The following is a 26,174-nucleotide window of genomic DNA, read 5'->3' as shown; positions in this document are numbered from 1 at the left end:
AAACGAGGCGGGCCACGACGAAACGTGTGCCGCCTCGTCAGCTCATCACTTGATCGCGATCTCGTCGAAGTTGAACGAGCCGTCCGGCGCGACGTAAGCGCCCGACAGACGCTTGCTGCGCGCATACACGACCTTCTCCTTGACGAGGAAGATCCACGGCGCGTCGGCCCAGATGCGCTTCTGCGCGTCGGCGTACAGCGCGGCCTTCTGCGTGCGGTCGGTGGTTTCGAGCGCCTGCTTCAGATCGTTGTCCACCGCGTCGCTCTTGTAGTACGACGTGTTGACCATCTTCGGCGGCATCGAGTAGCCCGCGAGCAGCGGGCTGATCGCCCAGTCCGCCTCTCCGGTCGACGACGACCAGCCCGCGTAGTACATGCGCACCGGCGCGGTCGCCGGATCCTGCGCGCTTTCGACCTTGGCGACGCGCTGACCCGCTTCGAGCGCCTCGACGCTCGCCTTGATGCCGACCTGCGCGAGTTGCTGCTGCACGAACTGGATCACCTTCTGCGCGGTCGAGTAGTTATACGCGGACCACAGCGTCGTTTCGAAGCCGTTCGGATAGCCCGCTTCCTTCAGCAGTGCGCGCGCCTTCGCCGGATCGTACGGCCACGGCCCGAGCTTGACCGCATAGTCGACGCCTTCCGGCACCACGCCGTCGGCCGGCGTCGCGTAACCGGCGAACGCGACCTTCGTCAGCGCTTCCTTGTTGACCGCGTAGTTCAGCGCTTGGCGCACCTTCGGGTTATCGAACGGCTTCTGGTTCATGTTCATGCTGATGTAGCGCTCGATGATCGACGGCGCCGCGATCAGGTCGACCTTCGGGCTCGACTGCAGTTGCGCGGCCTGCTCGAACGGCACCTGGAACGCGAAGTCCGCTTCGCCGGTGCGCATCAGCGCGGCGCGCGTGTTGTTGTCGACGACCGGCTTCCAGTCGATCGCGTCGATCTTCGGATAGCCCTTCTTCCAGTAGCCGCCGAACTTTTTCACGGTCAGGTCGCCGGCCGGGTCCCACTTCACGAGTTCGAACGGACCCGTGCCGACCGGATGAAACGCGACGTCCTTGCCGTACTTCTTGAGTGCATCCGGCGAGATCATCACCGCCGACGGATGCGCGAGCACGTTGATGAACGCCGAGAACGGCGCCTTCAGCGTGACGCGCACCGTGTACGGATCGACCACTTCCGTCTTCTCGATGCGGCTGAACATGTTGTAGCGCTTCAGTTTGTTGGCCGGATCGGTCACGCGATCGAAGTTCGCTTTCACGGCGGCCGCATTGAAGTCGGTGCCGTCCTGGAACTTCACGCCATGGCGCAGCTTGATCGTATAGACACTCGCGTCGGGGCTTGCCTCATAGCTGTCGGCCAGCACGTTGACGAGCTTCATGTCCTTATCGAAGCCGAACAGCCCCTGGTAGAACGATTTCGCGACCGCCTGCGACAGCGTGTCGTTCGCGTCGTACGGATCGAGCGTCGTGAAGGTCGACGCGACGGCCATTACGGCCGTGGTTTCGGCGTGCGCCAGATTGCCCGCGAGCATCGCGAACACCACCGCGCCGCCGCTGACGAGCGCGCGCAAACGAAACGGAGAGGACGGGAACAGCAGGTTCATGAGATTGCTCCAGGCTGCGAGTTAACGGTGTGACAGGGTCTTTATGGTTGGCTCGTGCTTCAGTTGGTTTGTGCCGCGGTTGCTGGTGCTGCAGTTTTGCTTCAGGTCTTTCCGCTTCGACGCGATGCGGCGCTTCGCTCAATACGCGCCGCCGATGCGATGCTGAGCGACGAAGTGATCCGGTCCCACCGCGACGAGCGGCGCGACCACCGGCTCGTCGTGCAGCGCGCGGATCGGGCTCGGAATATCGTCGGCGGCAAGCAGGCGTTTCGCGTGACGGCGCGCGGGATCGGCGACCGGCACCGCGCTCATCAGCTTTTTCGTGTACGGATGCTGCGGCGCCTCGAACACCGCGCGACGCGGACCGATCTCGACGATCTGGCCGAGATACATCACCGCGACGCGATGACTGACGCGCTCGACCACGGCCATGTCGTGCGAAATGAACAGATATGCGACGCCGAGTTCGCGCTGCAGATCGAGCATCAGATTGACGATCTGCGCCTGCACCGAGACGTCGAGCGCGGACACCGATTCGTCGGCGATCACGACTTTCGGATTCAACGCGAGCGCGCGCGCAATCGCGATACGCTGACGCTGCCCGCCGGAAAACTCATGCGGATAGCGACGTGCGGCCTCGGCCGGCAAGCCGACTTTCTCGAGCAGCCACGCGACGCGCGCCTGCGCTTCGGCACCCTGCGCGACGCCGTGCACGAGCAGCGGCTCCATGATCGAGAAGCCGACGGTCAAGCGCGGATTCAACGACGCGAACGGGTCTTGGAAAATAAACTGGATATCGCGGCGCAGCGCCTGCAACGCGGGCCCGCTCAGCGAGCTGATTTCCTTGCCAGCGAATTCGATCGAGCCGCTCTGACTTTCGACGAGCCGCAGCAGCGAGCGGCCCGTGGTCGACTTGCCGCAGCCCGACTCGCCGACCAGTGCGAGCGTCTCGCCGGGCCGCAAATCGAAGCTGACTTTTTCGACCGCATGCACGCGGCCCGTCATGCGGCCGAACAGGCCGCTGCGAACCGGAAAGCGCGTGACCAGATCGCGCACGCGCAGAATCGGCGGCGTGTCGTCGCGCACCGGCGGCTGCGCTTCTTCGGCGACGGCGGCGGCTGGCTGCACCGCGGCATCGGCGCCGTTCGCGCCGGCCTGCTCGACGGTCAGGATCGGGAAGCGCGCGGGCCGATCGGTGCCGTGCATCGAGCCGAGCCGGGGCACGGCCGCGAGCAGCGCCTTCGTGTACGGATGCGACGGCGCGGCGAACAGCGCGTCCGATGCGCCTTCCTCCACCTTCTCGCCGCGATACATCACGAGGACCCGGTCGGCCACTTCGGCGACCACGCCCATGTCGTGCGTGATGAAGATCACGCCCATGTTCATCTCATCCTGCAAGCCGCGGATCAGTTGCAGGATCTGCGCCTGGATCGTCACGTCGAGCGCGGTGGTCGGCTCGTCGGCGATCAAGAGCGCGGGCTTGCACGACAATGCCATGGCGATCATCACGCGCTGGCGCATGCCGCCCGACAGCTGATGCGGGTAGCGCGCGGCGACGCGCCTCGCCTCCGGAATCCGCACGAGTTCGAGCAGACGCAAGGTTTCGGCGCGCGCGGCCTCGCGGCTCTTGCCCTGGTGCAGCGCGATCGCCTCGCTGATCTGGTCGCCGACCGTGAAGACCGGATTGAGCGAGGTCATCGGCTCCTGGAAGATCATCGCGATGTCGGCGCCGCGCACCGTGCGCATCGTGCCGGAAGACGTCTTCGCGAGATCGAGCACGCTGCCGTCGCGCCGCCGGAACGCGATGCTGCCGCCGGCAAGCCGCCCGCCGCCGTGCTCGATCAGCCGCATCAGCGCCAGCGACGTGACCGACTTGCCGGAACCCGATTCGCCGACGATCGCGAGCGTCTCGCCGCGCTCGACCGTAAAGGACAGATTGCGGACCGCGTTGAAGGTCGAGTCGCCGCGGCGGAACCCGACCGTCAGATCCTCGACCGCGAGCACGCGCTGCGGCGGCAGGGTTTCGATGAGCGGACTGGCGGTGTGCGAGGAAGTCGGCACGGTGATTCCTTTGCTTTGAATTCGACAGACGCCTAGCGATAGATCGCCGTCACCGGCGCTTCGCCCAACCGCGCGAAACCGCGGTACATGCCTTCGGTATTGAACGGCAGCGTGACGTTGCCGTGCACGTCGACGGCGACGAGTCCGCCGCGTCCGTCGATCTTCGGCAAGCGGTTCATCACGACGTCGTGCGCGGCTTGTTCGAGCGACACCTGGCGATAGGCCATCTGCGCGGCGACGTCGTAGGCGGCGACCATGCGCATGAACATTTCGCCGGAGCCGGTGGTCGATACCGCGCAGGTCGCGTCGTCGGCGTAGCAGCCGGCGCCGATCAGCGGCGTGTCGCCGACACGGCCCACCTGCTTGTTGGTCACGCCGCCCGTCGAGGTCGCGGCGGCGAGATGCCCGTGACGGTCGAGCGCGACCGCGCCGACGGTGCCGAACTTGCGGTTCGGATCGATCGGCTCGTGCCGCATAGGGTCGCCGTTGCCTGAAGCCGCGGACGCGAGCGTCGCGGCGTCGTGATCGAGCATCGGACGCTGCTGCTCGCGCGCGAGCTGCCATTGGCGATAGCGCGCGTCGGTACCGAAGTAGCTGTTATCGACGAACTCGAGCCCCTGCGCGGCCGCGAACGCTTCCGCGCCTTCGCCGGTGAACAGCACGTGGTCGCTGCGCTCGAGCACGCGGCGCGCGGCGAGAACCGGATTGCGCACGCGCTTCACGCAGCAGATCGCGCCCGCGTCGAGCGTGCGGCCGTCCATGATCGCGGCGTCGAGCTCGTGCGTGCCGGCCGCCGTGTAGACCGCGCCGTGACCCGCGTTGAAGAGCGCGCAGTCTTCAAGCAGCCGCACCGCTTCACTGACCGCGTCGAGCGCGCTGCCGCCGTCGGCGAGCACGCGCTGGCCGGCGCTCAGTACCGCGTTGAGCGCCGCGTGATATTCGGCTTCGGCGCTGGCCGACATCGACGTGCGCAGGATCGTCCCTGCCCCGCCGTGAATGGCAATGACTGCGTTGGAGTTCATCGTTTGGATCGTGGAGTGCGGTTGGTTCGGAGAGTGCGGACTGCCGGGATGGCTTTTGCTTCGGTATCCGTTGCTTCGATGCCCTTGGCCTGGCTGTCGTTGGGCTTTGCGCGCGCGGCTTTACTCGCGGCGCGCGCCGGTTCCTGCGCGGCGCCGGCTGCGCCGGACTGCGGATCGAGCAGCCACGGCAGTACGAACTCGCTGACCTCGGCGGCCGCCTTGACCGAGCGTTGCGCGCGATACGCGACCGCGTCGCACAACGCCTCGATGACCGCGAGCACGGCTGAATCGGCATTCGACGCGAGACGCCGGTCGGTGCGGACATACAGCGCCAGGTCCGCGAACCGCACGAGCGGCGAGCGCGGACCGTCGGTGAGCGCAAGCACGCGCGCACCGCGTTCGGACGCGCGGCGCGCAAGCTCGATCGTGTCTTCGACATAGCGCGGAAAGGCGATGCCGATCACGAGATCGCCCGCACCGGAACGCACGAGGTGCCGCGCCGCATGCGACGGCCCGCCGCTCAGCGCAAGCGAATGCACGTTGTCGTGATACGGCAGCAGGCCGTGCTCCATCAGGCCCGCGAGAAACGCGCTGGCGCCGAAGCCGATCACGAATACGCGGCGCGCGGCGATGATCGCATCGACGGCGGCATCGGCGGTCGCGCGATCGATCGAGGTACGCGTTGCGTGCAGATTGTCGGCGGCCTGCTCGAGCGACGCGTCGATCAGGTCGTCACCGGCCGCGAGCGTTTCCTGCGCGCTGCGCAACCGCTCGACCGGCGCGAGCGTCGCCTCGAAGCCGCGCACGAGCGCCTCGCGAAACTGCGGATAACCGTCGAAGCCGAGCGCGCGCGCAAAACGATTCGCGCTCGCCACCGATGCGCCGACCACGCTCGCGAGTTCGTCGATACGCATCGTCGCCGCGCGGAACAGATTGGCGAGCACGTACTCGCCCATGCGCTGGTGGATCGGCGTGAGCGTCGGCATCGCGGCGCTGATGCGCGCGGCAATCGCCTGCTCGGCAGGGTTCGACACAGCGGACGAGTGATGGATCATGCGTGCGGACAGGCGCGGTTGGGCTAGGTAGATTCGATGAAAACATATTTACATGAAACTCGCGCCGAAAAAAATTCATTTTCATACTTTGAGGGTTTTCACCGACGAAACCCCTTCGGACAAGGGCATCCAGCATCCCCGATATGCTGCGCCCCGATGAAAATGAATTTTCATCGGGGCGCCTGGAAGGCTTCAGCGCGCGCTTGGCGCCGCGCTCAGCACGCCGCCGCGCTCTGCTCGGGAATGTCGGTCAGCCGCGCCACCGGCGACATCACGATGATCAACGCCTGCACGAGAAACGCAAACGCCGCCGCAACCAGACACACGTCGATGCTCCAGCGCGCGCTGAGCGCAGCGCCCAGCAGCGCGCCCACCGGCCGCGCGCCAAAGGTCGCCGTGCTGATCAGCGCGGACACGCGGCCGATCATTCGTTCGGGCGTGATCGCCTGTCGCAGCGTGGTCGAGGCGACGACCCACAGAATCGGTCCCACGCCGAGCAGGAAGAAACTCGCGAGAGCGAGCCAAAAGGATGGCGCGACGAGCGTCGCGACCATCGCGAGCGACGCGAGCAGCCCGCACGACGGCCCGATGATCAGCAGACGGCCGAACGCCACACGCCGCGCGACTGCGGGCGCCGCGAGCGCACCGCACACCATGCCGACGCCGTACGCGCCGAGCGTCACGCCGACCGCCGACGCGTCGAGCCCGAGCCGATGCACCGCGTACGGCACATAGACCGCCTGCAGGATGAAGAAGCCGAGGTTGAAGAACACGGCGGTCAGCAGGATCGGCAGCAGCAGCGGATCTCGCAGCACGAAGCGGGTGCCGTCGCGCAACTCCAGCATGAAGTGCCGCCGCGGCGCAGCCGCGCGCGGCGGCTCGCACAATCCCGCCAGCAACGCGACCGCGAGCGCCGACAATCCCGCCGCGGCGCCATACGCCCAGCCCGCGCCGATCCAGCCGACCAGCACGCCGCCCAGCGCCGGCCCCGCCGAATACGCGACGCTGCGCGCGAGTTCGAGCCGGCCGTTCGCGCTCGCATAGGCTTCGCGCGGCACGATCGACGGCACCAGCGAAGGCGCCGCGACGTTGTAGGCAACCGTGCCCGTCGCCGCGACGAAGCCGAGCGCGGCGAGCAGCGGCAGGTTCAGCGCATGCGTGAGCACCAGCAGCAGCACGCACAGCATCGCGCAGACCCGCACGCTCTCGGCGAGCGTCATCAGCACGCGGCGCGAGCGGCGGTCGGCCCAGACGCCGAGCGGCATCGACAGCAACAGGAAGGGCAGCGTCTGCGCGGTTTGCAGCAGACCGGTATCGCGCGCGTTCGCGCCTAGCGCGAACACCGCGACGAGCGGCGCGGCGGCGAGGCTGATCTGTTCGGCCGATTGCGCGCACAGGTTCGACCAGGCGAGGCGCTGGAAGGCGCGGGGCAGCCGTTGCGCGTTGGACGGCGAAGACGACGAAGACGTGGTGGCGGACATCGATGCACTCCCGAGATGTGACGTGAGGCATTCATCGTCGGCGCTTGGGGCCTGCGGGGCGCTCCGGTTCTTGCGGTGTTATTCTTCGCTCGCCATGAATCTCGAAAGCATCCTCTTTACTCAAGGTTTCGGTTCGCGCCGCCAGTGCCGCGCGCTGATCGGCGACGGCCGCGTCGGCATCGACGGCGCCATCTGCACCGATGCCGACGCCGATTTCGCCGTTGATAGCGGCGCGTTGCGCTTTAGCGTCGACGGCGTCGAGTGGCCGTATCGCGAGCACGCGTATCTGCTGCTGAACAAGCCGGTCGGCTACGAATGCTCGCGCGATCCGCAGCATCATCTGAGCGTGTTCAGCCTGCTGCCGCCGCAGTTCGCGGAGCGCGGCGTGCAGTGCGTCGGCCGTCTCGACCAGGACACCACGGGCCTCCTGCTGCTCTCCGACGACGGCAAGTTCGTGCATCAGTTCACGTCGCCGAAACGCAAGGTGCCAAAGCTCTACGTCGCGACCACGCGCCATCCGCTTGACGACGCGCAGCTCGCCGCGCTGCGCGACGGCGTACTGCTGCACGGCGAGACCAAACCGAGCGCCGCGCTCGACGCGCAGGCGCGCGACACTCACACGCTCGCGCTCACCGTGCTCGAAGGCAAATACCACCAGGTCAAGCGGATGATCGCGGCCTCGGGCAACCGCTGCGAGGCGCTGCATCGCGAGCGGATCGGCGGCCTCGCGCTGCCCGCGACGCTCGCGCCAGGCGCATGGCAATGGCTCGACGAAGCGGGCCTCGCCGCGCTGCGGGCCGGGTAAACGACTAGCGCGCGGTGAGCGCCACCTAAGCCCTTGATGCGCCGAAGAAAGCCCGCGCGCATTGCGGTGCACCGCACATAGGCCGCTGCATTGCAGCATGCCGTTGCTTACATGTCGCCCTATACTCGTCTAAACAAACGACTACAAAGGTTTCAAGGAGGGGCGCCATGCATATCGACGGCACGATGGCGTTTTCGCGCGCGATGATCGCGTTTATCTGCTTCGCGCTGCTGCTGGTCGGCGGATTGCTGGTCATCATGCGGCGGCGGCACCAGTACCATCCGAACCTGATCGGCGCGTTGATCGGCGGCATGCTGTGCTTCCTGTTGCTGGAAGTGCTGCCGACGCTGACCTGATGCCGGTTGGACCGCGGCTCGTTTTGCGCGGTGCATTGATGCGGTGCGGCGCAGGTGCTATTTCTGCGGGGCCAAGTGGCCTCGCGAGGCGGCATTTTGTTTCTGTTGTTTATCTAGCCGCCCTTCCCCTTCGCTTCGCGCAAGAAGTCGTCGACGCTCGGATAGCGCAGACGTACCCGTAATTCCTCCTTCAGACGCCGGTTCACAAGGCGGCGCGACTCGCGCATGAACGACAGCAGCATCGGATCGATCTGCCGCTCCGCCTGCTCGCGCGTGATGCGCGGCGCTCGCGCGAGCCCGAACGCATCGGCGACCGCGTCGAAATACTCGCCCATCTTCAGCGACGAATCGTCGGACGCGTGCAGCGCACGCGCGGGGCGGCCATGCGTGGCGAGACGCACGAGAATGGCGGCGAGGTCGTCGGCGTGGATGTGATTCGTGTAGACGTCGTCGGCATCGACGAGCGCCGGCGTGCCTTTTTCGAGCCGCGCGAGCGGCAGGCGGTTGGCCGCATAGATGCCCGGAATCCGCGCAATGCTCGCGGCGACGCTGCCGCGCGCGGTCGCGCGCCGCAACTGCCGCTCGGCCGACACGCGACGTTTGGCGCGCGCATTCGCGGGCCGCATCGCGCGTGTTTCGTCGATCCACGCGCCGCCACAATCTCCGTAGACGCCCGTCGTGCTTGCGTAAACGACCCGCACCGGTGCCCGCGAAGCGCCGGCCTGGCACACCCCGTCGGGTACAATAGCGGGTGTTTCAGCGTCCAGACTTGAAGCGCGCGCGCGGCGCAGCCGCGCGATCGGCGCGACCGACGGCCTCGCCGCGCTAGCGTTCATGCGGCCCGCTGCACCTAGCGTCGCAAGCAGCGCGCGAGTGCGCCGGTCGTCGTCGCCGGACTTCTGCGGTGGCGCGAGATGCAGCACCGTCGGCGCGAGGCGCGCGAGCCGTTTGAGGCTGCGGCGCACGTCGAGATCGCCGACGAGCGGCGTCAGGCCCGCGGCACGCAACTCGTCGCAGCGCGCGGCGTGGCTGGTCAATGCGAAGACATGCGCGCGCGGCCGCAACAGAGGCACGCAGCGCATGCCGACGTCGCCGCATCCTACGATCAGCACGCGCGGCCGGCGGAAATTTCGTGTCGCTTTCATGGTGGGCGCATTGTAGCGGTCACACGCAACAGGTACCGCGCGGTTGATCCGGCGGGTCCGATTTCGATTCCGTTTTTTCGATTCCGAACACTTTATGGCATTTAACGTCACGCTCCGGCAAACCGGCCGGCAGTTTCAGGTAGAACAGGACGAACCGGTGCTCTCCGCAGCCCTGCGGCAAGGCATCGGCCTGCCGTACGGCTGCAAGAACGGCGCGTGCGGTTCGTGCAAGGGCACGGTCGTAAGCGGCGAGGTCGAACAGCGCGCGCACTCGTCGTCGGCGCTGTCGAACGACGAAAAGACCCGCGGCATGGCGCTCCTGTGCTGCGCGACCGCGTGCTCAGATCTCGAAGTCGACATCCGCGAAGTGGCCGGCGTCGGCGACGTGCAGGTCAAGAAGCTGCCGTGTCGCGTGAACGCGATCGAGCGCAAGGCCGACGACGTGATCGTCGTGAAGCTGCAACTGCCCGCGAACGAGCGCCTGCAATATCTGGCCGGCCAGTACCTCGAATTCATCCTGAAGGACGGCAAGCGCCGCAGCTATTCGATGGCGAATGCGCCGCACGTCGAAGGCCCGATCGAGCTGCACATCCGCCATATGCCCGGCGGTGCGTTCACCGATCACGTGTTCAGCACGATGAAGGAGCGCGACATCCTGCGCTTCGAAGCGCCGCTCGGCACGTTCTTCCTACGCGAAGATTCGGACAAGCCGATCGTGCTGCTCGCATCGGGCACCGGCTTCGCGCCTCTGAAGGCGATCGTCGAGCATGCGGTGTTCAAGAACATCACGCGCCCCATGACGCTCTACTGGGGCGCGCGCCGCAAGAAAGACCTCTATCTGCTCGAACTCGCCGAACAATGGGCGCGCGAGATTCCGAACTTCAAGTTCGTGCCGGTGCTCTCCGAGCCCGATGCGGGCGACGCATGGACGGGCCGCACGGGCTTCGTGCATCGCGCGGTGATCGAGGATCTGCCCGATCTGTCGGCCTACCAGGTGTACGCATGCGGCGCGCCGGTGATGGTCGAATCGGCGCTGCGCGACTTCACGCAGCATCACCAGCTGCCGGAAGACGAGTTCTACGCGGACTCGTTCACGAGCGCGGCCGATCTCGCGAACGCGGTCTGATTGCACGCCGGCAATTTCGCCCCGATGCAGCACCAGTGCAAATTCATGGTTTACACCGGTGCTTTTCTTATCGTATTCTTTCGCGCATGAACCGCCTCCAGTCCGAACTCCGACGTCGCCGCTCGCCGCTCCCCTAGGGACGCCGCTGGCTTCGTCACGGACTCGCGCCACACACCAACCTGGGCGCAAGCTGTTCGAATCATGAAAGCCACGGCATGCCGTGGCTTTTCTGTTTTTCCGGCCGCCGTTTTTATTGGCCAAACCGTCACCGTTTCTTCACCCTGCTCTTACCCTTTGCCTGGAGCCTGCCGACATGAATTTCAATGAGTATCCAATCGATTCGCTGATGTACATCACGAACCGGCCCGAAATCGTTTTCACGCACGGCAAAGGCTCGTGGATTTACGACAACAACGGCAAGCGCTACCTGGATTTCATTCAGGGCTGGGCAGTCAACAGCCTCGGCCACTGCAACGACGGCATGATCGAAGCGCTGAACAGCCAGGCCAAGCTGCTGATCAACCCGTCGCCGGCGTTCTACAACGAGCCGATGGCGAAGCTCGCGGGTCTGCTCACGCAGCACAGCTGCTTCGACAAGGTGTTCTTCGCGAACAGCGGCGCCGAGGCGAACGAAGGCGCGATCAAGCTCGCGCGCAAGTGGGGCCGGAAGTTCAAGGACGGCGCGTTCGAGATCATCACATTCGACCACAGCTTCCACGGCCGCACGCTCGCGACGATGTCGGCCAGCGGCAAGCCGGGCTGGGACACGATCTACGCACCGCAGGTGCCGGGCTTCCCGAAGGCGGACCTGAACGACATCGCGTCGGTGGAAAAGCTGATCAACGCGAAAACCGTCGCGGTGATGCTGGAGCCGATCCAGGGCGAAGGCGGCGTAATTCCCGCAACCCGCGAATTCATGCAGCAACTGCGCGAGCTGACGAAAAAGCACAACATTCTGCTGATCGTCGATGAAGTGCAAAGCGGCTGCGGTCGCGCCGGCACGCTGTTCGCGTATCAGCTGTCGGGCATCGAGCCGGACATCATGACGCTCGGCAAGGGCATCGGCGGCGGCGTGCCGCTCGCGGCGCTGCTGTCGAAGGCGGAAATCGCCGTGTTCGAAGCGGGCGACCAGGGTGGCACCTACAACGGCAATCCGCTGATGACGGCGGTCGGCTACTCGGTGATCTCGCAGCTGACGGCGCCGGGCTTCCTCGAAGGCGTGCGCTCGCGCGGCGAATATCTGCGCACGAAGCTGCTCGAGCTGTCCGAGGAACGCGGCTTCCAGGGCGAGCGCGGCGAGGGTCTGCTGCGCGCGCTGCTGCTCGGCAAGGACATCGGCAACCAGATTGTCGAGAAGGCGCGCGAAATGCAGCCCGACGGCGTGCTGCTGAACGCCGCACGTCCGAACCTGCTGCGCTTCATGCCGGCGCTGAACGTGACGACCGAAGAGATCGACCAGATGCTGGCGATGCTGCGCTCGGTTCTCGACTCGCTGTAATCAGCCACGGAGCGCACCGATGACGACGAACACGACGCTGTCGATCCGCCGCTTCGACGCGAGCGATACCGAAGCGGTGATCGCGCTATGGCAGCAGGTGTTTCCCGAATATCGCGACGTGACGCGACCGCAGCGCAATCCGCGTCTGTCGATCGCGAACAAGCTCGCGACGCAACCGGAGCTGTTCCTCGTCGCGGTGCTCGATGGCCGCATCGTCGGCACCGTGATGGGCGGCTATGACGGACACCGCGGCTGGCTGTATTCGCTTGCGGTCGACGCATCGCTGCGACGTCATGGCATCGGCACGCGGCTCGTCGCGCACGTCGAGAGCGAGCTGACGAAGCTTGGTTGTCCGAAGCTGAACTTGCAGGTATTGTCGTCGGCGTCGGCTGAAGTGCGCGCGTTCTACGATGCGCTCGGCTATCGCGCCGATGCGGTGATCAGCCTCGGCAAGCGGCTCGGCCAATACGCGGACGCAGCCCCGGCGAGTTGATTCGCGTCGTACACCTGATTAAAGAAGGCCGCATGCGCTGGTTGGCGCATGCGGCCTTTTTCATGGTTCTCTCACGTGCGGCGCACATATCGGCGAATTCGGACAAATAGCAGATGGCGGGCAGACGGATTGCCTAGAATCGTTTACGCAAGAGACGACGCCGGGCTGGATGAGACGTTCGCGGCGGTTCGCGACGCTCCCCGCGGCGGCTCATGCATCCGAGTCCCAACGCGTTTGAATCCTAAGGGGAATCTTCATGGCGACTTATGTGGTGCTCCTGCAATTCACGGATCAGGGGATCCGCGCGATCAAGAACACAGCGCAGCGAGCCGGGCAGACGGCGGAGATGGCGAAAACTTTTGGCTGCGAGATGAAGCAGATCTACTGGACCTTGGGGGAATACGACATTGTCTCGGTCGTCGAAGCGGCAGACGAGCAGAGCTTCCTTGCCTTCGGCTTCGCGCTCGGCTCGGCCGGCAATGTCCGCTCGCAAACACTGCGTGCGTTCACCAAAGACGAAATCAGTGCGGTTATCGGGAAACTCCCATAATTCACGCACGGGCCAGCAAGAAAAAACGCGCCGCACGATGTTGCATCGTGAGGCGCGTTGCAAGAAGGAGGTGTGCGAGAAAACGGCACACGTCCAACTCATCAGCTACTTATTCACCGACTCGTTCACCCACTCATTCACCCAAGTAAGCGGCCCGAACCTTCGGATCGTCGAGCATCTGTTTCGCGTCGCCCGACATCGTGATCAGACCGGAGTCCATCACGTAGCCGCGATTGGCCGCCTGCAGCGCGAGACGCGCGTTCTGCTCGACGAGCAGCACCGTCATACCTTCAGCGGAAATCGAGCGCACCACTTCGAAGATCTTCTCGACCATGATCGGCGACAGACCCATCGACGGTTCGTCGAGCAGCAGCAGTTTCGGACGCGAGATGATCGCGCGCGCCATCGCGAGCATCTGCTGCTCACCGCCCGACAGCGTGCCCGCGTATTGCGAGGCGCGCTCCTTCAGACGCGGGAAGAAGCCGAACATGCGCTCGACGTCCGACTTGATACCGTCGGCATCGTTGCGCAGATACGCGCCCATCTGCATGTTCTCGACGATCGACATACGCGCGAAGATGCCGCGACCTTCCGGCACCATCGCGAGACCGCGCTTGAGCAGCTCGTGCGCGGGCAGGCCTTTGATCGACTGGCCCATGTACTCGATGTCGCCGGCCGCGTACGCCTTCAGGCCGGTGATCGCCTTCATCGTCGTGGTCTTGCCCGCGCCGTTCGCGCCGATCAGCGTGACGAGTTCGCCCTGCCCGACTTCGAGGTCGACGCCCTTGACCGCCTGGATGCCGCCGTAGTTGACCTGCAGGCCCTTGATTTTCAACATTGCTTGCGTCGTGGACATCAGTGGACCCCCGCACCCAGATAAGCTTCGATCACCTTCGCATCCTTCTGCACGTCCTGCGGCAGACCCTGTGCGATCACCTTGCCATAGTCGAGCACCGTCATCTGGTTGCACAGGCCCATCACGAGCTTCACGTCGTGTTCGATCAGCAGAATCGTCTTGCCGTCCGCGCGGATCTTGTCGAGCAGCTTGGTCAGCTCGACCTTTTCGGTGGCGTTCATGCCGGCCGCCGGTTCGTCGAGCGCGAGTAGCTTCGGATCGGTCGCCAGCGCACGCGCGATCTCCAGACGACGCTGGTGGCCATACGACAGGTTGCGCGACGTGTAGTCCGCGTACTGCGTGATGCCGACGTAGTCGAGCAGTTCGAGCGCGCGCTCCTTGATCTCGCGCTCTTCCTGGCGTTCGGCCGGGGTCTGGAATACCGCGCCGAGCAGACCGTGTTTGGTGCGCACATGACGGCCGACCATCACGTTTTCGAGCGCGGTCATGCCGCCGAACAGGCGAATGTTCTGGAACGTGCGCGCAATGCCCGCCTTCGCGACCTGATAGACCGCGGTCGGCGTGTAGTTCTCGCCGTCGAGCTTGAACTCGCCCGAATCCGGCGTGTACAGACCCGTGATCACGTTGAAGAAGGTCGTCTTGCCGGCGCCGTTCGGGCCGATCAGACCGTAGATTTCACCCGCGCGGATCTGCAGGCCGACCTCGGAAAGCGCCTGCAAACCGCCGAAGCGCTTGTTGACGCCCTTCACCGACAGACGGATCGCCGCGTTGTTGCTTACGTTATCGCTCATGTCTTTTTCTCCACCGGACCTTATGCGCGCACCGGCTTCTTGCCGCTACGCTTCGCCAGCTTCGCAATCTTGTCTTCGTGCTTCGGCGCGGGCCACAGGCCTTCCGAGCGATACAGCATGATCACGACCATCGCCAGACCGTACAGCAGCTGACGGATCACTTCGGTATCGACGACTTCATGGCCGAAGATCATGTTCTGCAGCGGACCCATCGTGGAACGCAGGAACTCGGGGAACACAGCGAGCAGCACCGCGCCGAGAATCACGCCGGGAATGTGGCCCATGCCGCCGAGCACCACACAGGCGAGCACCACGACCGATTCCCAGAACGTGAACGATTCCGGCGACACGAAGCCCTGGAACGCACCGAACATTGCGCCCGACAAGCCTCCGAACGACGCGCCCATCGCGAACGCGAGCAGCTTCACGTTGCGGGTGTTGATGCCCATCGCCTTGGCGGCAATTTCATCTTCGCGGATCGCGGCCCACGCGCGGCCGATACGCGAATGCTGCAGACGCGTACACGTCCAGATTACGAACAGCGCGCACAGCACGAACAGGTAGTAGTACAGGTACACCGCCGGGAACTGCATGCCGAACAGCGAGTGCGACTGCGCGAAGCTGAAGCCGCCGATCTGCACCGGAGCGATCCCGGTGATCCCCTTCGGCCCATTGGTGATATTCACCGGACGGTCGAGGTTGTTCATGAAGATCCGCACGATTTCCCCGAAGCCGAGGGTCACGATCGCCAGGTAGTCGCCACGCAGCCGCAGCGTCGGCGCGCCGAGCAGAATCCCGAACATCGCGGCCAGCGACATCGCGATCGGCACGATGATCCAGATCGGCACGTTCAAACCGTGCGGCGCGAGCGCCGCGATCCATTCGAATTGCGTCGACAGGTGCGGCGAGCTCAGCAGCGCGGCCGTGTAGGCACCGATCGCGTAGAACGCGATGTAGCCCAAGTCGAGCAGGCCGGCAAAGCCCACCACCACGTTCAGGCCCAGCGCGAGCATCACGTACAGCATCGCGAAGTCGAGCACGCGGACCCAGTAGTTGCCGCCCGCCGCGCCGATGATCATCGGCGCGGCGATCACGAAGATCGCCGTAAGGATGCCGATGGTCAGCGTCTTCGTGCGGTTCTTTTCGGGGATGAGCGTTGTGGACGGCTCGATCGGTTGAATTGAGGTCATGATTGTTGACTCCTTGTGGCCCGGGATCAGGCGCGATCCGCGACACGTTCGCCGAGCAGACCCGACGGACGGAACACGAGCACGACGATCAGCACGATGAACGCGAACACGTCCTGGTAGTTACTACCGAACACGCCGCCCGTGAGGTTGCCGATATAGCCGGCGCCCAACTGCTCGATCAGGCCGAGCAGCACGCCGCCGACCATCGCGCCGCCGAGATTGCCGATACCGCCGAGCACCGCCGCGGTAAAGGCCTTCAGGCCAGGGATGAAGCCCATGTAGAAGTGCGCGTTGCCGTATTCGGACGCGATCATCACGCCGGCGAGCGCCGCGAGCGCCGAGCCGATCATGAAGGTCGCCGAAATCACGAAGTTCGGGCTCACACCCATCAGGCTCGCGACGTTCGGATTCTCGGCGATCGCGCGCATCGCGCGGCCGAGCCTGGTCTTATGCACGAGCAGCAGCAGGCCGCCCATCACGATGAACGCCACCACGATGATCACGATTTCGGTCATCGAGATCACGGCGCCGGGCGTCGTGTCGGTGGCCTTGATCACGTTGATCGGGTCAGTGGGCAACAGCTGCGGGAACGGCAGCGGATTGCGCGACCAGATCATCATCGCGAGCGTCTGCAGCAGAATCGACACACCGATCGCGGTGATCAGCGGCGCGAGACGCGGTGCGCGGCGCAACGGCCGGTAGGCCACGCGTTCGATCGTGTAGCCGACCACCGCGCAGACCGCCGCCGCGATGAGCAGCGCGATGACCAGCGTCAGCACGTTGCCGAGGCCGGGGAAGTGGTTCTGCAGCACACCTATGGCGGAGAGCGCAACCATCGCGCCCACCATCAACACATCGCCGTGAGCGAAGTTGATGATGCCCAGAATGCCGTAAACCATCGTGTAGCCCAGTGCGATGATGGCGTAGACACTGCCAAGCACCAGTCCATTCAGGATCTGCTGGATGAAGATATCCATTTATTGCTCCTTAGCCCGTGCGACTGGATTCGCGTTTTTCATCTGCCGGTGGGCGGTGATGCACTACGAATCTCAACGGCACTGCGGGTACTGATGTAAAAGACCGGTAAGGGTTATCCGCTGCCGGCTTGCCTTGACGACCGTGATGCGGTCGCGAGCTCCCCTTGGGCGGATGCAAAAACGGCACCGTTGGATGGTGTCGGTGCCGTCAGGCCGAACTTCCCGTCATCACATCTTTACGACGTCGAGCACTGCTTTCTTGCCGTCCTTGAAGTCGTAAAGTGTAATGGCGCCCTCTTTCAAATCACCCTTGTCGTCGAACGCGATGTGGCCGATTACCCCGTTGTAATCGGTCGAAGGCATCGCAGCCAGCACCTTGGGCGCCTCGATCGAATTAGCGCGCTTCATTGCATCGACGATCACGTACACAGCGTCATACGTGAACGGCGCGTAAATCTGCACCGGCGTGTGGAAGCGGTCCTCGTACTTCTTTTCGAAGTCCGCTCCATTGGTCATTTTCGAAAGCGCGAGTCCTGCTTCCGAACAGACCAGGTTTTGCACGGCGGTACCCGCCAGCTCACCTACCTTGTCGGTACACACACCGTCGCCGCCAAGGATTTTTGCCCTGATACCGAGCGCCGCCGCCTGCTTCGTAAACGGCCCGCCCGTCGCGTCCATGCCGCCGAACATAATCGCGTCCGGCTGAACACTCTTGATCTTCGTGAGAATGGCCCGGAAATCCGTGGCCTTGTCGTTCGTCGCCTCCCGCGCGACGATCTTCGCGCCGCTCGCCTCGGCGGTCTTCGCGAATTCGTCCGCGAGACCTTTGCCGTAGGCGGTCGCATCGTCCACGATCGCGATGCGTTTGGCGCCCAGCGCCTTCGTCGCGTAATTGGCGAGCGCCGGACCCTGCTGCGCGTCGGTCGCGACCACTCGATAAGTCGTCTTGAACCCCTGCTGCGTGTAGGCCGGATTTGTCGACGACGGCGAGATTTGCACGATGCTCGCGTCGCTATAGATCTTCGAAGCCGGAATCGAGACCCCGGAGTTCAGGTGCCCGATCACCGCGACCACGTGATCGTCCACCAGCTTCTGCGCGACGGCGGTGCCCGCTTTCGGGTCCGCCGCATCGTCCTGCGCGTCGAGTTGCAGCTGGATCTTGCGACCGTCGATCGTCAGACCCTGCGCATTGATTTCCTCGACCGCGAGGCGCGCCCCATTTTCGTTGTCCTTGCCCAGGTGCGCGATGCCGCCCGTCAACGGGGCCGCGTGACCAATCTTTACGATAGTCGCTTCGCTCCCGGCGGCGAGCGTAGCGGACGAAGCCGCCGATGCGCCCGCTCCCGCTTCGCCGTCCTGTTTCCTGCCGCACGCGGTCAGCATCGCAACCGCGGCCGCGATGGACACGGCGTAAGCAAATTTGACTCGCATCAAGTAAGGTCTCCTGCGCCTTGCAAAATCCACTGTCCAGGACCTCAAGGCCTTGAGAACGCGCGCATTGTAACTCCAATTATGCGGGTGGCAATATTGTTGAACCGGTGGGGTTTTCCTGCATTGCAACCTGATATTGAAAGCAAAATCCGCGAAAAAGAGCAACCCGGTTGCGATCCGTTTGCGTGCATCAGTTGCACCGTCGCCGAGCCCGATGGCATCAAGTGTTGCGGTCCCTCGGCGTGAATGCCGGCTAGGCCGGGGCTTGCGTCGGATATGTCCTTTTATCCCACGCGCGGCAAGAGCACCAATTCAGTGCATGATTAATTCGTCTTAAGCGCTTTGCCTAGCTTAAAACGGGGGCGCATCGCTCGAAAATCAATAAAACACCCGATCACAATTCAAAATAGTTTGTGCGCGAGAGCACTGAAACGTGGGAATTCGTTCGATCCGGCACCTAATTTTCTCAGTGACCGCATGGACTCGCGCCATAAAAAAGCGCGCCCGAGGGCGCGCTTTCCTTTCAGCGATGCTAACGGATTGTCAGGCTGGCAGACCGAGCCCGCGCGGCAGCGGAAACGCGATGTTTTCCTCGATGCCTTCGAGCGCGCGCACGTTGCGCACACCCAGTTCACGCAGACGCGCGATCACTGCCTGGGCGAGCACCTCGGGCGCCGACGCACCGGCGGTCACACCGATGCGGCGCTTGCCCTCCACCCAGACCGGATCGATCTGATCGGGCGAATCGACCATGTAGGCCGGTACGCCCAGCTTCTCGGCGAGCTCGCGCAAGCGGTTCGAATTCGAGCTATTCGGACTGCCGACGACGATCACGACGTCGCACTTCGGCGCCATGAACTTCACGGCGTCCTGGCGATTCTGCGTGGCGTAGCAGATGTCCTGCTTCTTCGGCTCACGGATGGACGGATACTTGGCCTTCAGCGCGCCGATGATTTCGGCGGCGTCGTCGACCGACAGCGTGGTTTGGGTGACGAACGCGATCCGCTCTGGATCGGCGAGCTGCAGCGCCTGCACGTCTTCGATGTCCTCGACCAGATGCATGCCCTCGGCCGCTTGACCCATCGTGCCTTCCACTTCCGGGTGGCCCTTGTGGCCGATCATCACGATGTCGAAACCGTCCTGGCGCATTTTGGCGACTTCGATATGCACCTTGGTCACGAGCGGACAGGTCGCGTCGTATACCCGCAGCCCGCGTGACTCCGCCTCCGAACGCACGGCCTTCGACACGCCATGCGCGCTGAAGATCACCGTGTTGCCAGCCGGCACTTCCTCCAGGTTCTCGATGAAGATCGCACCCTTCTTGCGCAGGTCTTCGACCACATAGGCGTTATGGACGATTTCGTGACGCACGTAGATCGGTGAGCCATACAGCTTGATGGCTCGCTCGACGATCTCGATCGCCCGGTCGACGCCGGCGCAGAAACCGCGTGGCTGGGCCAGCAGGATCTCCGCTTCGGCAAGAGTCGTATCCGTGATGCTCATGTTTACAAAATCCCGATGATTTTCACTTCAAACGCCAGCGCCTGGCCAGCAAGGGGGTGATTGAAATCGAACAGGGCGGACGTTTCGCCGACTTCCTTCAGCACGCCGGCGTAGCGCCCGCCGCCCGGCGCGTTGAATTCGACCAGGTCACCCGGGGAAAAATCCTCGCCGATCATGCTGTTCTCCCGCAGCGTGGCGAGGGACACGCGCTGGATCAGATCCGGATTGCGTGGGCCGAACGCCTGACCCGGCGCTAGCTGAAAGGTCGAATGGTGGCCCACCTTCAAACCCAGCAAAATATCTTCCAGCGGCGGCGCCAGTTGACCTGCACCGAGCAGCAACGTGGCCGGCTTGTCGTTGAACGTGTTGATCACTTCGGCGCCATCGGCAAGGGAAAGCCGGTAATGCAGCGTGACGTGTGAACCGGGTTTCACCTCGGAAATATCGATGATGCTCATGCAATGCTCGCTCAGTCGAAGCGCGCTGCACGCGTGCGCCGCGGGCGCAGTCGACGCGTGTGGCAAACCGTCGGGGTGCCGTGCGCAAAGCGTCTATTGTAAGCCACCTAGCGGGCGCCGGCTTGAGTCCGTCGCGCGTGCGGGTGGCCCGGCACTCCGGCGCGTTGCGCCGCGTGTGCGCCGTCAATCTTACGCGGAGGACTCTATATATGGCTGATTTCGCCAGCACAATCGACGAAACACCTGCGGCAAAGAAGGCGCGACCACGCGCCACGGGCGGCGCGAAAGCCGCCTCCAATCGCTCGGCCAGGACTCCCTCAGATACCGCCGACTCGGCGGTCCGCAGCCGGCGGCAACTGTTCCGGGGCAAATGGCTCCGGCGCGACATGCCGCGCGAGCGACTGATCGACCAGGGCCCCGACGTGCTGTCGGACACCGAAATGATCGCGCTCGTGCTCGGCTCCGGCCTGCCCGGTCACGACGTGTTCAGCGTCGCGCGGACGCTGCTCGATCGCTTCGGCTCACTGCGCGCGATGCTCGACGCGACTTATCAGGATTTCGATGGCATTCGCGGCATTGGCCCTGCAAAAAAGGCGCAATTGCTCGCGATCATGGAAATGGCGCGCCGCTCCCTCGTGGACAAGATGCGCAAGCGCCAGCTGATGAATTCGCCCGAAGCGGTCGAAAGTTATCTGCGCCTTCTGATCGGCGGACAGCCGCAGGAGGTGTTCGTGTCGCTATTTCTGGACGCGCGGCATCGGCTGATCCGCTGCGAGGAAAGCGCGCGCGGCTCGCTCACGCGGATGGCGGTGTATCCACGCGAGATCGTGCGGCGGGCGCTCGCCGCGAACGCGGCCAGCCTGATCGTTGCGCACAATCATCCGTCCGGCGCCGTCGAGCCGAGCGCGAGCGACTGCCGCCTCACGCAGACACTGCGCGACGCGCTCGCGCTCGTCGATGTGCAGCTGATCGATCATCTGGTGATCGGCGCGGACAGCGTATACTCGTTCGCCCGCGCCGGCTGGCCGGAGCTCGCACGCAAGCCTGCTGGAGCGCGGGAAGCGGAAGAGCCACCGCAGGGCGCCGTGCCCCGCGTCGCAAATAAGGTTTGATTTTGCGGCTTTTTTTCTGCTAGAATTCCGGTTTGCCTATTTCCAACCCCCTGTTCCGAAGCCATCAAGGCGTTCCGCAAAGGTCAGGCGGCTGTGGTAGCGAAGTGCCTCGATGCAAATTCGGCGCAAGTTCGCACACTCTCAGCGCGGCTCTTTTCGGGAAACTTTCACGGCGTTCGAACTCAGAATTAGCGTATTAGGAGTGCTCTCATGGCACGCGTATGCCAAGTAACTGGGAAAGCGCCGATGAGCGGCAACAACGTTTCCCACGCGAACAACAAGACCAAGCGCCGGTTCCTGCCGAACCTGCAAAGCCGCCGTATCTGGGTGGAAAGCGAAAACCGTTGGGTGCGTCTGCGTATTTCGAACGCCGGTCTGCGCCTGATCGACAAGAACGGTATCGACGCTGTGCTCGCAGACCTGCGCGCACGCGGTGAAGCCTAAGGAGTAAATCATGGCGAAAGGCGCACGCGACAAGATCAAGCTGGAATCGACCGCAGGCACGGGTCACTTCTACACGACCACGAAGAACAAACGCAACATGCCGGAAAAGATGCTGATCAAGAAATTTGATCCGGTCATCCGCAAGCACGTTGACTACAAGGAAACCAAGATCAAGTAATCTTGGCTCTCCAGCCTGACAAAGGCAAAAACATGAAAAGCCTCGCATCCGTGCGAGGCTTTTTTGTTTTTGGGCGGGCATCGCGATAGCGCAGCAATGCCCGCGCAAATCGCCCTATTCCGTTCGGCCTGCTTTCGCTAGTGCGTCGTGGCGCGTATCCTTTGTCGTTTTCGCGGCGTGCGGTTCGCACGCCGTCATCGCAAAATGAAAGACGGAGATGTGGGTAATGGAATTCGATGTGGCGATTGTCGGTAGCGGTCTGGCTGGTTTGAGCGTCGCGCTCAACCTGGCGCAGACACGGCGCGTTGCTGTGATCGCCAAGCGATCGCTCACCGAGGGCGCGAGCGACTGGGCGCAAGGCGGTATCGCCGCGGTGCTGGATTCCGCGGACAGCGTCGAAAATCACGTGCGCGACACGCTGATCGCGGGTGGCGGTCTGTGCGACGAGGCTGCGACGCGCTTTATCGTCGAGCATGGGCGCGATGCGATCGAATGGCTGATCGAACAGGGCGTGCCATTCACGAAAGACGACGCCGCCGAGCTGGGCTTTCATCTGACGCGCGAAGGCGGCCATAGCCATCGCCGAATCATTCACGCGGCCGACGCGACCGGCCATGCGGTCGTCGCCACGCTCAGCGAGCAGGTGCAGCATCATCCGAACATCACGCTGTTCGAAGATCATCACGCGATCGACCTGATTACGTCCGAACGCCTCGGCCTACCCGGCCGCCGCTGCCATGGTCTGTATGCACTCGATCTGCAAAGCGGCCGCACCGTTACGATCGAAGCGCCGCATACGGTGCTCGCGACCGGCGGCGCGGGCAAGGTGTACCTGTACACGACCAACCCCGACACCGCGACCGGCGACGGCATCGCGATGGCATGGCGCGCCGGCTGTCGCGTGGCGAACATGGAATTCATCCAGTTCCACCCGACGTGCCTGTTTCACCCGTACGCGAAGTCGTTCCTGATTTCGGAAGCAGTGCGCGGCGAAGGCGGCATTCTGAAGCTGCCCGACGGCACACGCTTCATGCCCAATCACGACGAGCGCGCGGAGCTTGCGCCGCGCGATATCGTCGCGCGGGCGATCGACTTTGAGATCAAGAAACGCGGTATCGACTGCGTGTACCTCGACATCAGCCACCAGCCGGCCGCGTTCCTGCACGGGCATTTCCCGACGATCCTCGCCCGTTGCCTCGAGTTCGGCATCGACATCACGAAAGAGCCGATTCCGGTGGTGCCGGCCGCGCATTACACGTGCGGCGGCGTCGTCACCGATCTGGCGGGGCGCACCGACCTCGCGGGTCTCTACGCGGTCGGCGAAACGTCCTGCACCGGCCTGCACGGCGCGAACCGGCTGGCCAGCAATTCGCTGCTCGAATGCCTCGTGATCGGCCGCGCCGCTGCCGAGGCGATCGAAGCGGAAGGCTTCGCCGCCGCCGTGCACGCGCCGCTGCCGGCTTGGGACGAAAGCCGCGTGTCCGATCCGGACGAGGAAGTGGTGGTCGCGCACAACTGGGACGAACTGCGCCGGCTGATGTGGAACTACGTCGGCATCGTGCGCACCGACAAACGGCTCGAGCGCGCGAAGCACCGGCTCGCGCTGTTGCGCGACGAAATCCACGAGTACTACGCGAACTTCAAGGTAAGCCGCGATCTGCTGGAGCTGCGCAATCTGGTCGACGTGGCGTCCCTGATCGTGGACGGCGCGCGCTCGCGGCGCGAAAGCCGCGGCCTGCATTTCAGTCGCGACTGGCCGGCCACATTGCCCAAGGCGCTGCCGACGGTGCTCACGCCAAAGTATGTCCGCAGGCCGAATGCCTGATGGCATCGCGCCGAAGCGCATACGCTGAAACGACGCCGCAAATAACAAGGCCATTGCCGGCAAACTCCGGCAATGACCTTGTTCAGTCGTCATGGGCGTCGATCGATGCGCTAAGACGCGCGACGCTCAAACGATTCGCATCGAGTAGTCGGTCGCGCGCACGTCCTTGGTAAGCGCACCAATCGACACGCGATCCACGCCCGTCTCCGCGATCGTGCGCACGGTCTCGAAATTGACGCCGCCGGACACCTCGAGCACCGCGCGCCCGGCCGTGACGCGAACCGCCTCGCGCATCACGGCGAACGAGAAGTTGTCGAGCAGAATCGACTCCGCCCGATGCGCGAGCGCGGTTTCCAGTTGTTCGAGCGTTTCGACTTCGATCTGGATGGGCACGCCCGCATTCAACGCGAGAGCCGCGTCCATCGCCGCACCCACTCCGCCGGCCGCCGCAATGTGGTTCTCCTTGATCAGAATGCCGTCGTACAACGCGAGTCGCTGATTGGCACCGCCACCGACGCGCACCGCGTACTTCTGCGCGAGCCGCAAACCCGGCAGTGTCTTGCGCGTATCGAGAACGCGGGTGCTCGTGTGGGCAATCGCGTCGACATAGCGGCGGGTTGCGCTTGCCACGCCCGACAGCAGCTGCAGGAAATTCATCGCGTTACGCTCGGCGGTCAGCAGCGCGCGTACCGGCCCGCGCAGATCGCAGACCGTCGTATCGGCGCTCATGCGGTCGCCCTCGCGGTAACGCCATTGAACTTCGATGCGCGGATCGACCGCACGCATCACCGCGTCGAACCAAGGCACGCCGCATAGCACCGCTTCCTCGCGCACGATGATGCGCGCGTTGCGAACGTCATCGGCAGGCACGAGGCGGCCGGTCTGATCGCCGCTACCGATATCTTCGGCGAGCGCATCGGCGACGTTGCGCGCGAGCGCAGCGTCGAACGCCTCGCCGTACTGCGCGTGAATCTCGGCGAAAAGCGGCGATGTTGCGTTGGCCCCATCGCGCGCCACTGCCGGCTCAGGCGCCTTCTGCACCACCGTCATTACGCTGCTCCCACGCTCGAATAGAGTTGCGCGTCGCGCGCGAGATCGCCGCTCGCCTGCACGCGCTTCTTGTGACGCGCCGCGAAATCGAGCATACGGTCGATCGGCAGACGCGCCCGCTCGCCGATCGCCCGATCGACGAAGATCTCGTTATGGCCGCGCTCGAGCACATCGGCCAGATTCGCGAGGCCGTTCATCGCCATCCACGGGCAATGCGCGCAGCTCTTGCAGGTCGCGCTGTTGCCGGCCGTCGGCGCGGCAATCAGCGTCTTGCCGGGCGCGGCGAGTTGCATCTTGTGCAGGATGCCGAGGTCGGTCGCGACGATGAAGTGCGTCGCGTCGAGCTTCCGCGCAGCGTCGATCAACTGCGTGGTCGAGCCGACGACGTCCGCCAGCGCGACCACGTTGGCCGGCGACTCCGGATGCACGAGCACCTTCGCGTGCGGATATTCGGCGCGCAGCAGATCGAGCTCGATGCCCTTGAATTCGTCGTGCACGAGGCATGAGCCCTGCCACATCAGCATGTCCGCGCCGGTCTTGCCCTGGATGTAGCTACCGAGATGACGGTCCGGTGCCCAGATGATCTTCTCGCCGCGCGCATGCAGATCGGCAACGATCTCCAACCCGATCGACGACGTTACCATCCAGTCCGCGCGCGCCTTCACGGCTGCGCTCGTGTTCGCGTACACGACCACCGTGCGGTCCGGGTGTGCGTCGCAGAACGCCGAGAACTCGTCGGCCGGACAGCCGAGGTCGAGCGAACAGGTCGCGTCCAGATCCGGCATGAGAATGCGCTTGTCCGGACTGAGAATTTTTGCGGTCTCACCCATGAAGCGCACGCCCGCGACCACCAGCGTCTGCGCTTCGTGATCGCGCCCGAAGCGCGCCATTTCCAGCGAATCGGCCACGCAACCGCCGGTTTCGTCTGCGAGCTCCTGCAATTCGGCGTCGACATAATAATGCGCGACCAGCACCGCTTTCTCGCGCTTGAGCAATTCGCGGATGCGCGCCTTCAGCACCCGCTTCTCTTCCGCGGACGGCGTCTCGGGCACCTTCGCCCACGCCTGCCCGATCCCGCAGGTCGTGCCCTGCGCCTGAGGCCGATCGAATTCGACGGTCCTGATCGCCTGCTGCTCCATCATCTCCTCTGCCCTCACTT

At 64.3% G+C, this 26,174-nt stretch carries 25 protein-coding genes; 10 read left to right on the top strand and 15 right to left on the bottom strand.

The genetic code is table 11. From position 1 onward, the window contains the following. Positions 1-45: 45 nt before the first annotated feature. The 5 genes from gsiB to AB3X86_RS14840 form a co-directional block, all read right to left on the bottom strand. Positions 46-1,608, bottom strand: coding sequence for a glutathione ABC transporter substrate-binding protein GsiB (gsiB, locus tag AB3X86_RS14860; RefSeq protein ID WP_368596530.1), 1,563 nt, complete (start codon positions 1,606-1,608; stop codon positions 46-48). 138 nt (positions 1,609-1,746) lie between these two features. Continuing rightward, on the bottom strand, positions 1,747-3,669 hold the full coding sequence (locus AB3X86_RS14855) for a dipeptide ABC transporter ATP-binding protein (protein WP_368596529.1): 1,923 nt from the start codon (positions 3,667-3,669) through the stop codon (positions 1,747-1,749). 32 nt (positions 3,670-3,701) lie between these two features. Next, complete coding sequence (locus AB3X86_RS14850; RefSeq protein ID WP_368596528.1) at positions 3,702-4,691, bottom strand: isoaspartyl peptidase/L-asparaginase family protein; 990 nt, start codon at positions 4,689-4,691, stop codon at positions 3,702-3,704. Beyond that, positions 4,688-5,746 (bottom strand): MurR/RpiR family transcriptional regulator, encoded by a 1,059-nt coding sequence (locus tag AB3X86_RS14845; protein ID WP_368596527.1) that lies wholly within the window; start codon positions 5,744-5,746, stop codon positions 4,688-4,690. The genes AB3X86_RS14850 and AB3X86_RS14845 overlap by 4 nt, the downstream gene beginning before the upstream one ends. Positions 5,747-5,961: 215 nt before the next feature. Continuing rightward, positions 5,962-7,227: an MFS transporter gene (locus tag AB3X86_RS14840; protein ID WP_368596526.1), complete on the bottom strand. Its 1,266-nt coding sequence runs from the start codon at positions 7,225-7,227 to the stop codon at positions 5,962-5,964. A 94-nt stretch (positions 7,228-7,321) separates the two neighbouring features. Between AB3X86_RS14840 and AB3X86_RS14835 the strand changes: the two genes are divergently transcribed. Together AB3X86_RS14835 and AB3X86_RS14830 are read left to right on the top strand one after the other, a co-directional pair. Then, positions 7,322-8,032 carry a pseudouridine synthase gene (locus AB3X86_RS14835; RefSeq protein ID WP_368596525.1) on the top strand — a complete coding sequence of 237 codons (711 nt, stop codon included), beginning with the start codon at positions 7,322-7,324 and terminating at the stop codon, positions 8,030-8,032. A 167-nt stretch (positions 8,033-8,199) separates the two neighbouring features. After that, complete coding sequence (locus tag AB3X86_RS14830; RefSeq protein WP_176381179.1) at positions 8,200-8,388, top strand: hypothetical protein; 189 nt, start codon at positions 8,200-8,202, stop codon at positions 8,386-8,388. A gap of 113 nt (positions 8,389-8,501) precedes the next feature. Here the strand turns inward: AB3X86_RS14830 and AB3X86_RS14825 are convergent, their stop codons facing one another. Then, positions 8,502-9,533, bottom strand: a complete 1,032-nt coding sequence (locus tag AB3X86_RS14825) for an NAD-dependent epimerase/dehydratase family protein (protein ID WP_368596524.1) — start codon at positions 9,531-9,533, stop codon at positions 8,502-8,504. Between the two features lie 94 nt (positions 9,534-9,627). Here AB3X86_RS14825 and AB3X86_RS14820 point away from each other — a divergent pair, with 94 nt between their 5' ends. The 4 genes from AB3X86_RS14820 to AB3X86_RS14805 all read left to right on the top strand — a co-directional run bounded on the left by AB3X86_RS14820 (position 9,628) and on the right by AB3X86_RS14805 (position 13,200). Next, complete coding sequence (locus tag AB3X86_RS14820) at positions 9,628-10,659, top strand: CDP-6-deoxy-delta-3,4-glucoseen reductase (RefSeq protein ID WP_176124446.1); 1,032 nt, start codon at positions 9,628-9,630, stop codon at positions 10,657-10,659. Between the two features lie 313 nt (positions 10,660-10,972). Then, a complete protein-coding gene (locus tag AB3X86_RS14815) occupies positions 10,973-12,157 on the top strand; it encodes an acetylornithine transaminase (protein ID WP_368596523.1) in 1,185 nt (394 codons plus the stop codon). 19 nt (positions 12,158-12,176) lie between these two features. Next, positions 12,177-12,650: a GNAT family acetyltransferase gene (locus tag AB3X86_RS14810; RefSeq protein WP_368596522.1), complete on the top strand. Its 474-nt coding sequence runs from the start codon at positions 12,177-12,179 to the stop codon at positions 12,648-12,650. Positions 12,651-12,906: 256 nt separating this feature from the next. Continuing rightward, positions 12,907-13,200, top strand: coding sequence for a GYD domain-containing protein (locus AB3X86_RS14805; protein ID WP_176105256.1), 294 nt, complete (start codon positions 12,907-12,909; stop codon positions 13,198-13,200). Positions 13,201-13,333: 133 nt separating this feature from the next. On the opposite strand, the gene AB3X86_RS14800 is transcribed toward AB3X86_RS14805, so the two are convergent. The 7 genes from AB3X86_RS14800 to AB3X86_RS14770 all read right to left on the bottom strand — a co-directional run bounded on the left by AB3X86_RS14800 (position 13,334) and on the right by AB3X86_RS14770 (position 20,406). Further along, positions 13,334-14,056 (bottom strand): ABC transporter ATP-binding protein, encoded by a 723-nt coding sequence (locus AB3X86_RS14800; RefSeq protein WP_176105255.1) that lies wholly within the window; start codon positions 14,054-14,056, stop codon positions 13,334-13,336. Further along, a complete protein-coding gene (locus AB3X86_RS14795) occupies positions 14,056-14,847 on the bottom strand; it encodes an ABC transporter ATP-binding protein (protein ID WP_027198609.1) in 792 nt (263 codons plus the stop codon). The genes AB3X86_RS14800 and AB3X86_RS14795 overlap by 1 nt, the downstream gene beginning before the upstream one ends. 20 nt (positions 14,848-14,867) lie before the next feature. Then, positions 14,868-16,037: an ABC transporter ATP-binding protein gene (locus AB3X86_RS14790; RefSeq protein ID WP_368596521.1), complete on the bottom strand. Its 1,170-nt coding sequence runs from the start codon at positions 16,035-16,037 to the stop codon at positions 14,868-14,870. Between the two features lie 26 nt (positions 16,038-16,063). Beyond that, on the bottom strand, positions 16,064-17,014 hold the full coding sequence (locus AB3X86_RS14785) for a branched-chain amino acid ABC transporter permease (RefSeq protein WP_176105253.1): 951 nt from the start codon (positions 17,012-17,014) through the stop codon (positions 16,064-16,066). 228 nt (positions 17,015-17,242) lie between these two features. Next, positions 17,243-18,445, bottom strand: coding sequence for a branched-chain amino acid ABC transporter substrate-binding protein (locus tag AB3X86_RS14780; RefSeq protein WP_368596520.1), 1,203 nt, complete (start codon positions 18,443-18,445; stop codon positions 17,243-17,245). 543 nt (positions 18,446-18,988) lie between these two features. After that, a complete protein-coding gene (ispH, locus tag AB3X86_RS14775; RefSeq protein WP_176385394.1) occupies positions 18,989-19,948 on the bottom strand; it encodes a 4-hydroxy-3-methylbut-2-enyl diphosphate reductase in 960 nt (319 codons plus the stop codon). 2 nt (positions 19,949-19,950) lie between these two features. Further along, positions 19,951-20,406 carry a peptidylprolyl isomerase gene (locus AB3X86_RS14770; protein WP_062128641.1) on the bottom strand — a complete coding sequence of 152 codons (456 nt, stop codon included), beginning with the start codon at positions 20,404-20,406 and terminating at the stop codon, positions 19,951-19,953. 209 nt (positions 20,407-20,615) lie between these two features. Here AB3X86_RS14770 and radC point away from each other — a divergent pair, with 209 nt between their 5' ends. From radC to nadB, 4 genes are all read left to right on the top strand, one after another. After that, positions 20,616-21,518 carry a DNA repair protein RadC gene (gene radC / locus AB3X86_RS14765; protein ID WP_368596519.1) on the top strand — a complete coding sequence of 301 codons (903 nt, stop codon included), beginning with the start codon at positions 20,616-20,618 and terminating at the stop codon, positions 21,516-21,518. 210 nt (positions 21,519-21,728) lie between these two features. Beyond that, on the top strand, positions 21,729-21,962 hold the full coding sequence (gene rpmB / locus AB3X86_RS14760) for a 50S ribosomal protein L28 (protein ID WP_006050117.1): 234 nt from the start codon (positions 21,729-21,731) through the stop codon (positions 21,960-21,962). Between the two features lie 10 nt (positions 21,963-21,972). Next, positions 21,973-22,140 (top strand): 50S ribosomal protein L33, encoded by a 168-nt coding sequence (gene rpmG, locus AB3X86_RS14755; RefSeq protein WP_008919555.1) that lies wholly within the window; start codon positions 21,973-21,975, stop codon positions 22,138-22,140. 226 nt (positions 22,141-22,366) lie between these two features. After that, the gene (gene nadB, locus AB3X86_RS14750) at positions 22,367-23,965 is read left to right on the top strand and encodes an L-aspartate oxidase (RefSeq protein WP_368596518.1); all 1,599 of its coding nucleotides are present in this window, start codon (positions 22,367-22,369) and stop codon (positions 23,963-23,965) included. A 126-nt stretch (positions 23,966-24,091) separates the two neighbouring features. Here the strand turns inward: nadB and nadC are convergent, their stop codons facing one another. Both nadC and nadA read right to left on the bottom strand, forming a co-directional pair. Next, on the bottom strand, positions 24,092-25,015 hold the full coding sequence (gene nadC, locus AB3X86_RS14745) for a carboxylating nicotinate-nucleotide diphosphorylase (RefSeq protein ID WP_368596517.1): 924 nt from the start codon (positions 25,013-25,015) through the stop codon (positions 24,092-24,094). Beyond that, positions 25,015-26,154: a quinolinate synthase NadA gene (nadA, locus tag AB3X86_RS14740; RefSeq protein WP_368596676.1), complete on the bottom strand. Its 1,140-nt coding sequence runs from the start codon at positions 26,152-26,154 to the stop codon at positions 25,015-25,017. The genes nadC and nadA overlap by 1 nt, the downstream gene beginning before the upstream one ends. Positions 26,155-26,174: the final 20 nt, after the last annotated feature.

Origin of the sequence: Paraburkholderia sp. BR14374, from assembly GCF_040948685.1 — a bacterium.
Taxonomy (GTDB): domain Bacteria; phylum Pseudomonadota; class Gammaproteobacteria; order Burkholderiales; family Burkholderiaceae; genus Paraburkholderia; species Paraburkholderia youngii.
Note: the sequence above shows the minus strand (reverse complement) of the source record. Positions and strands in the feature narration are given on the sequence as shown.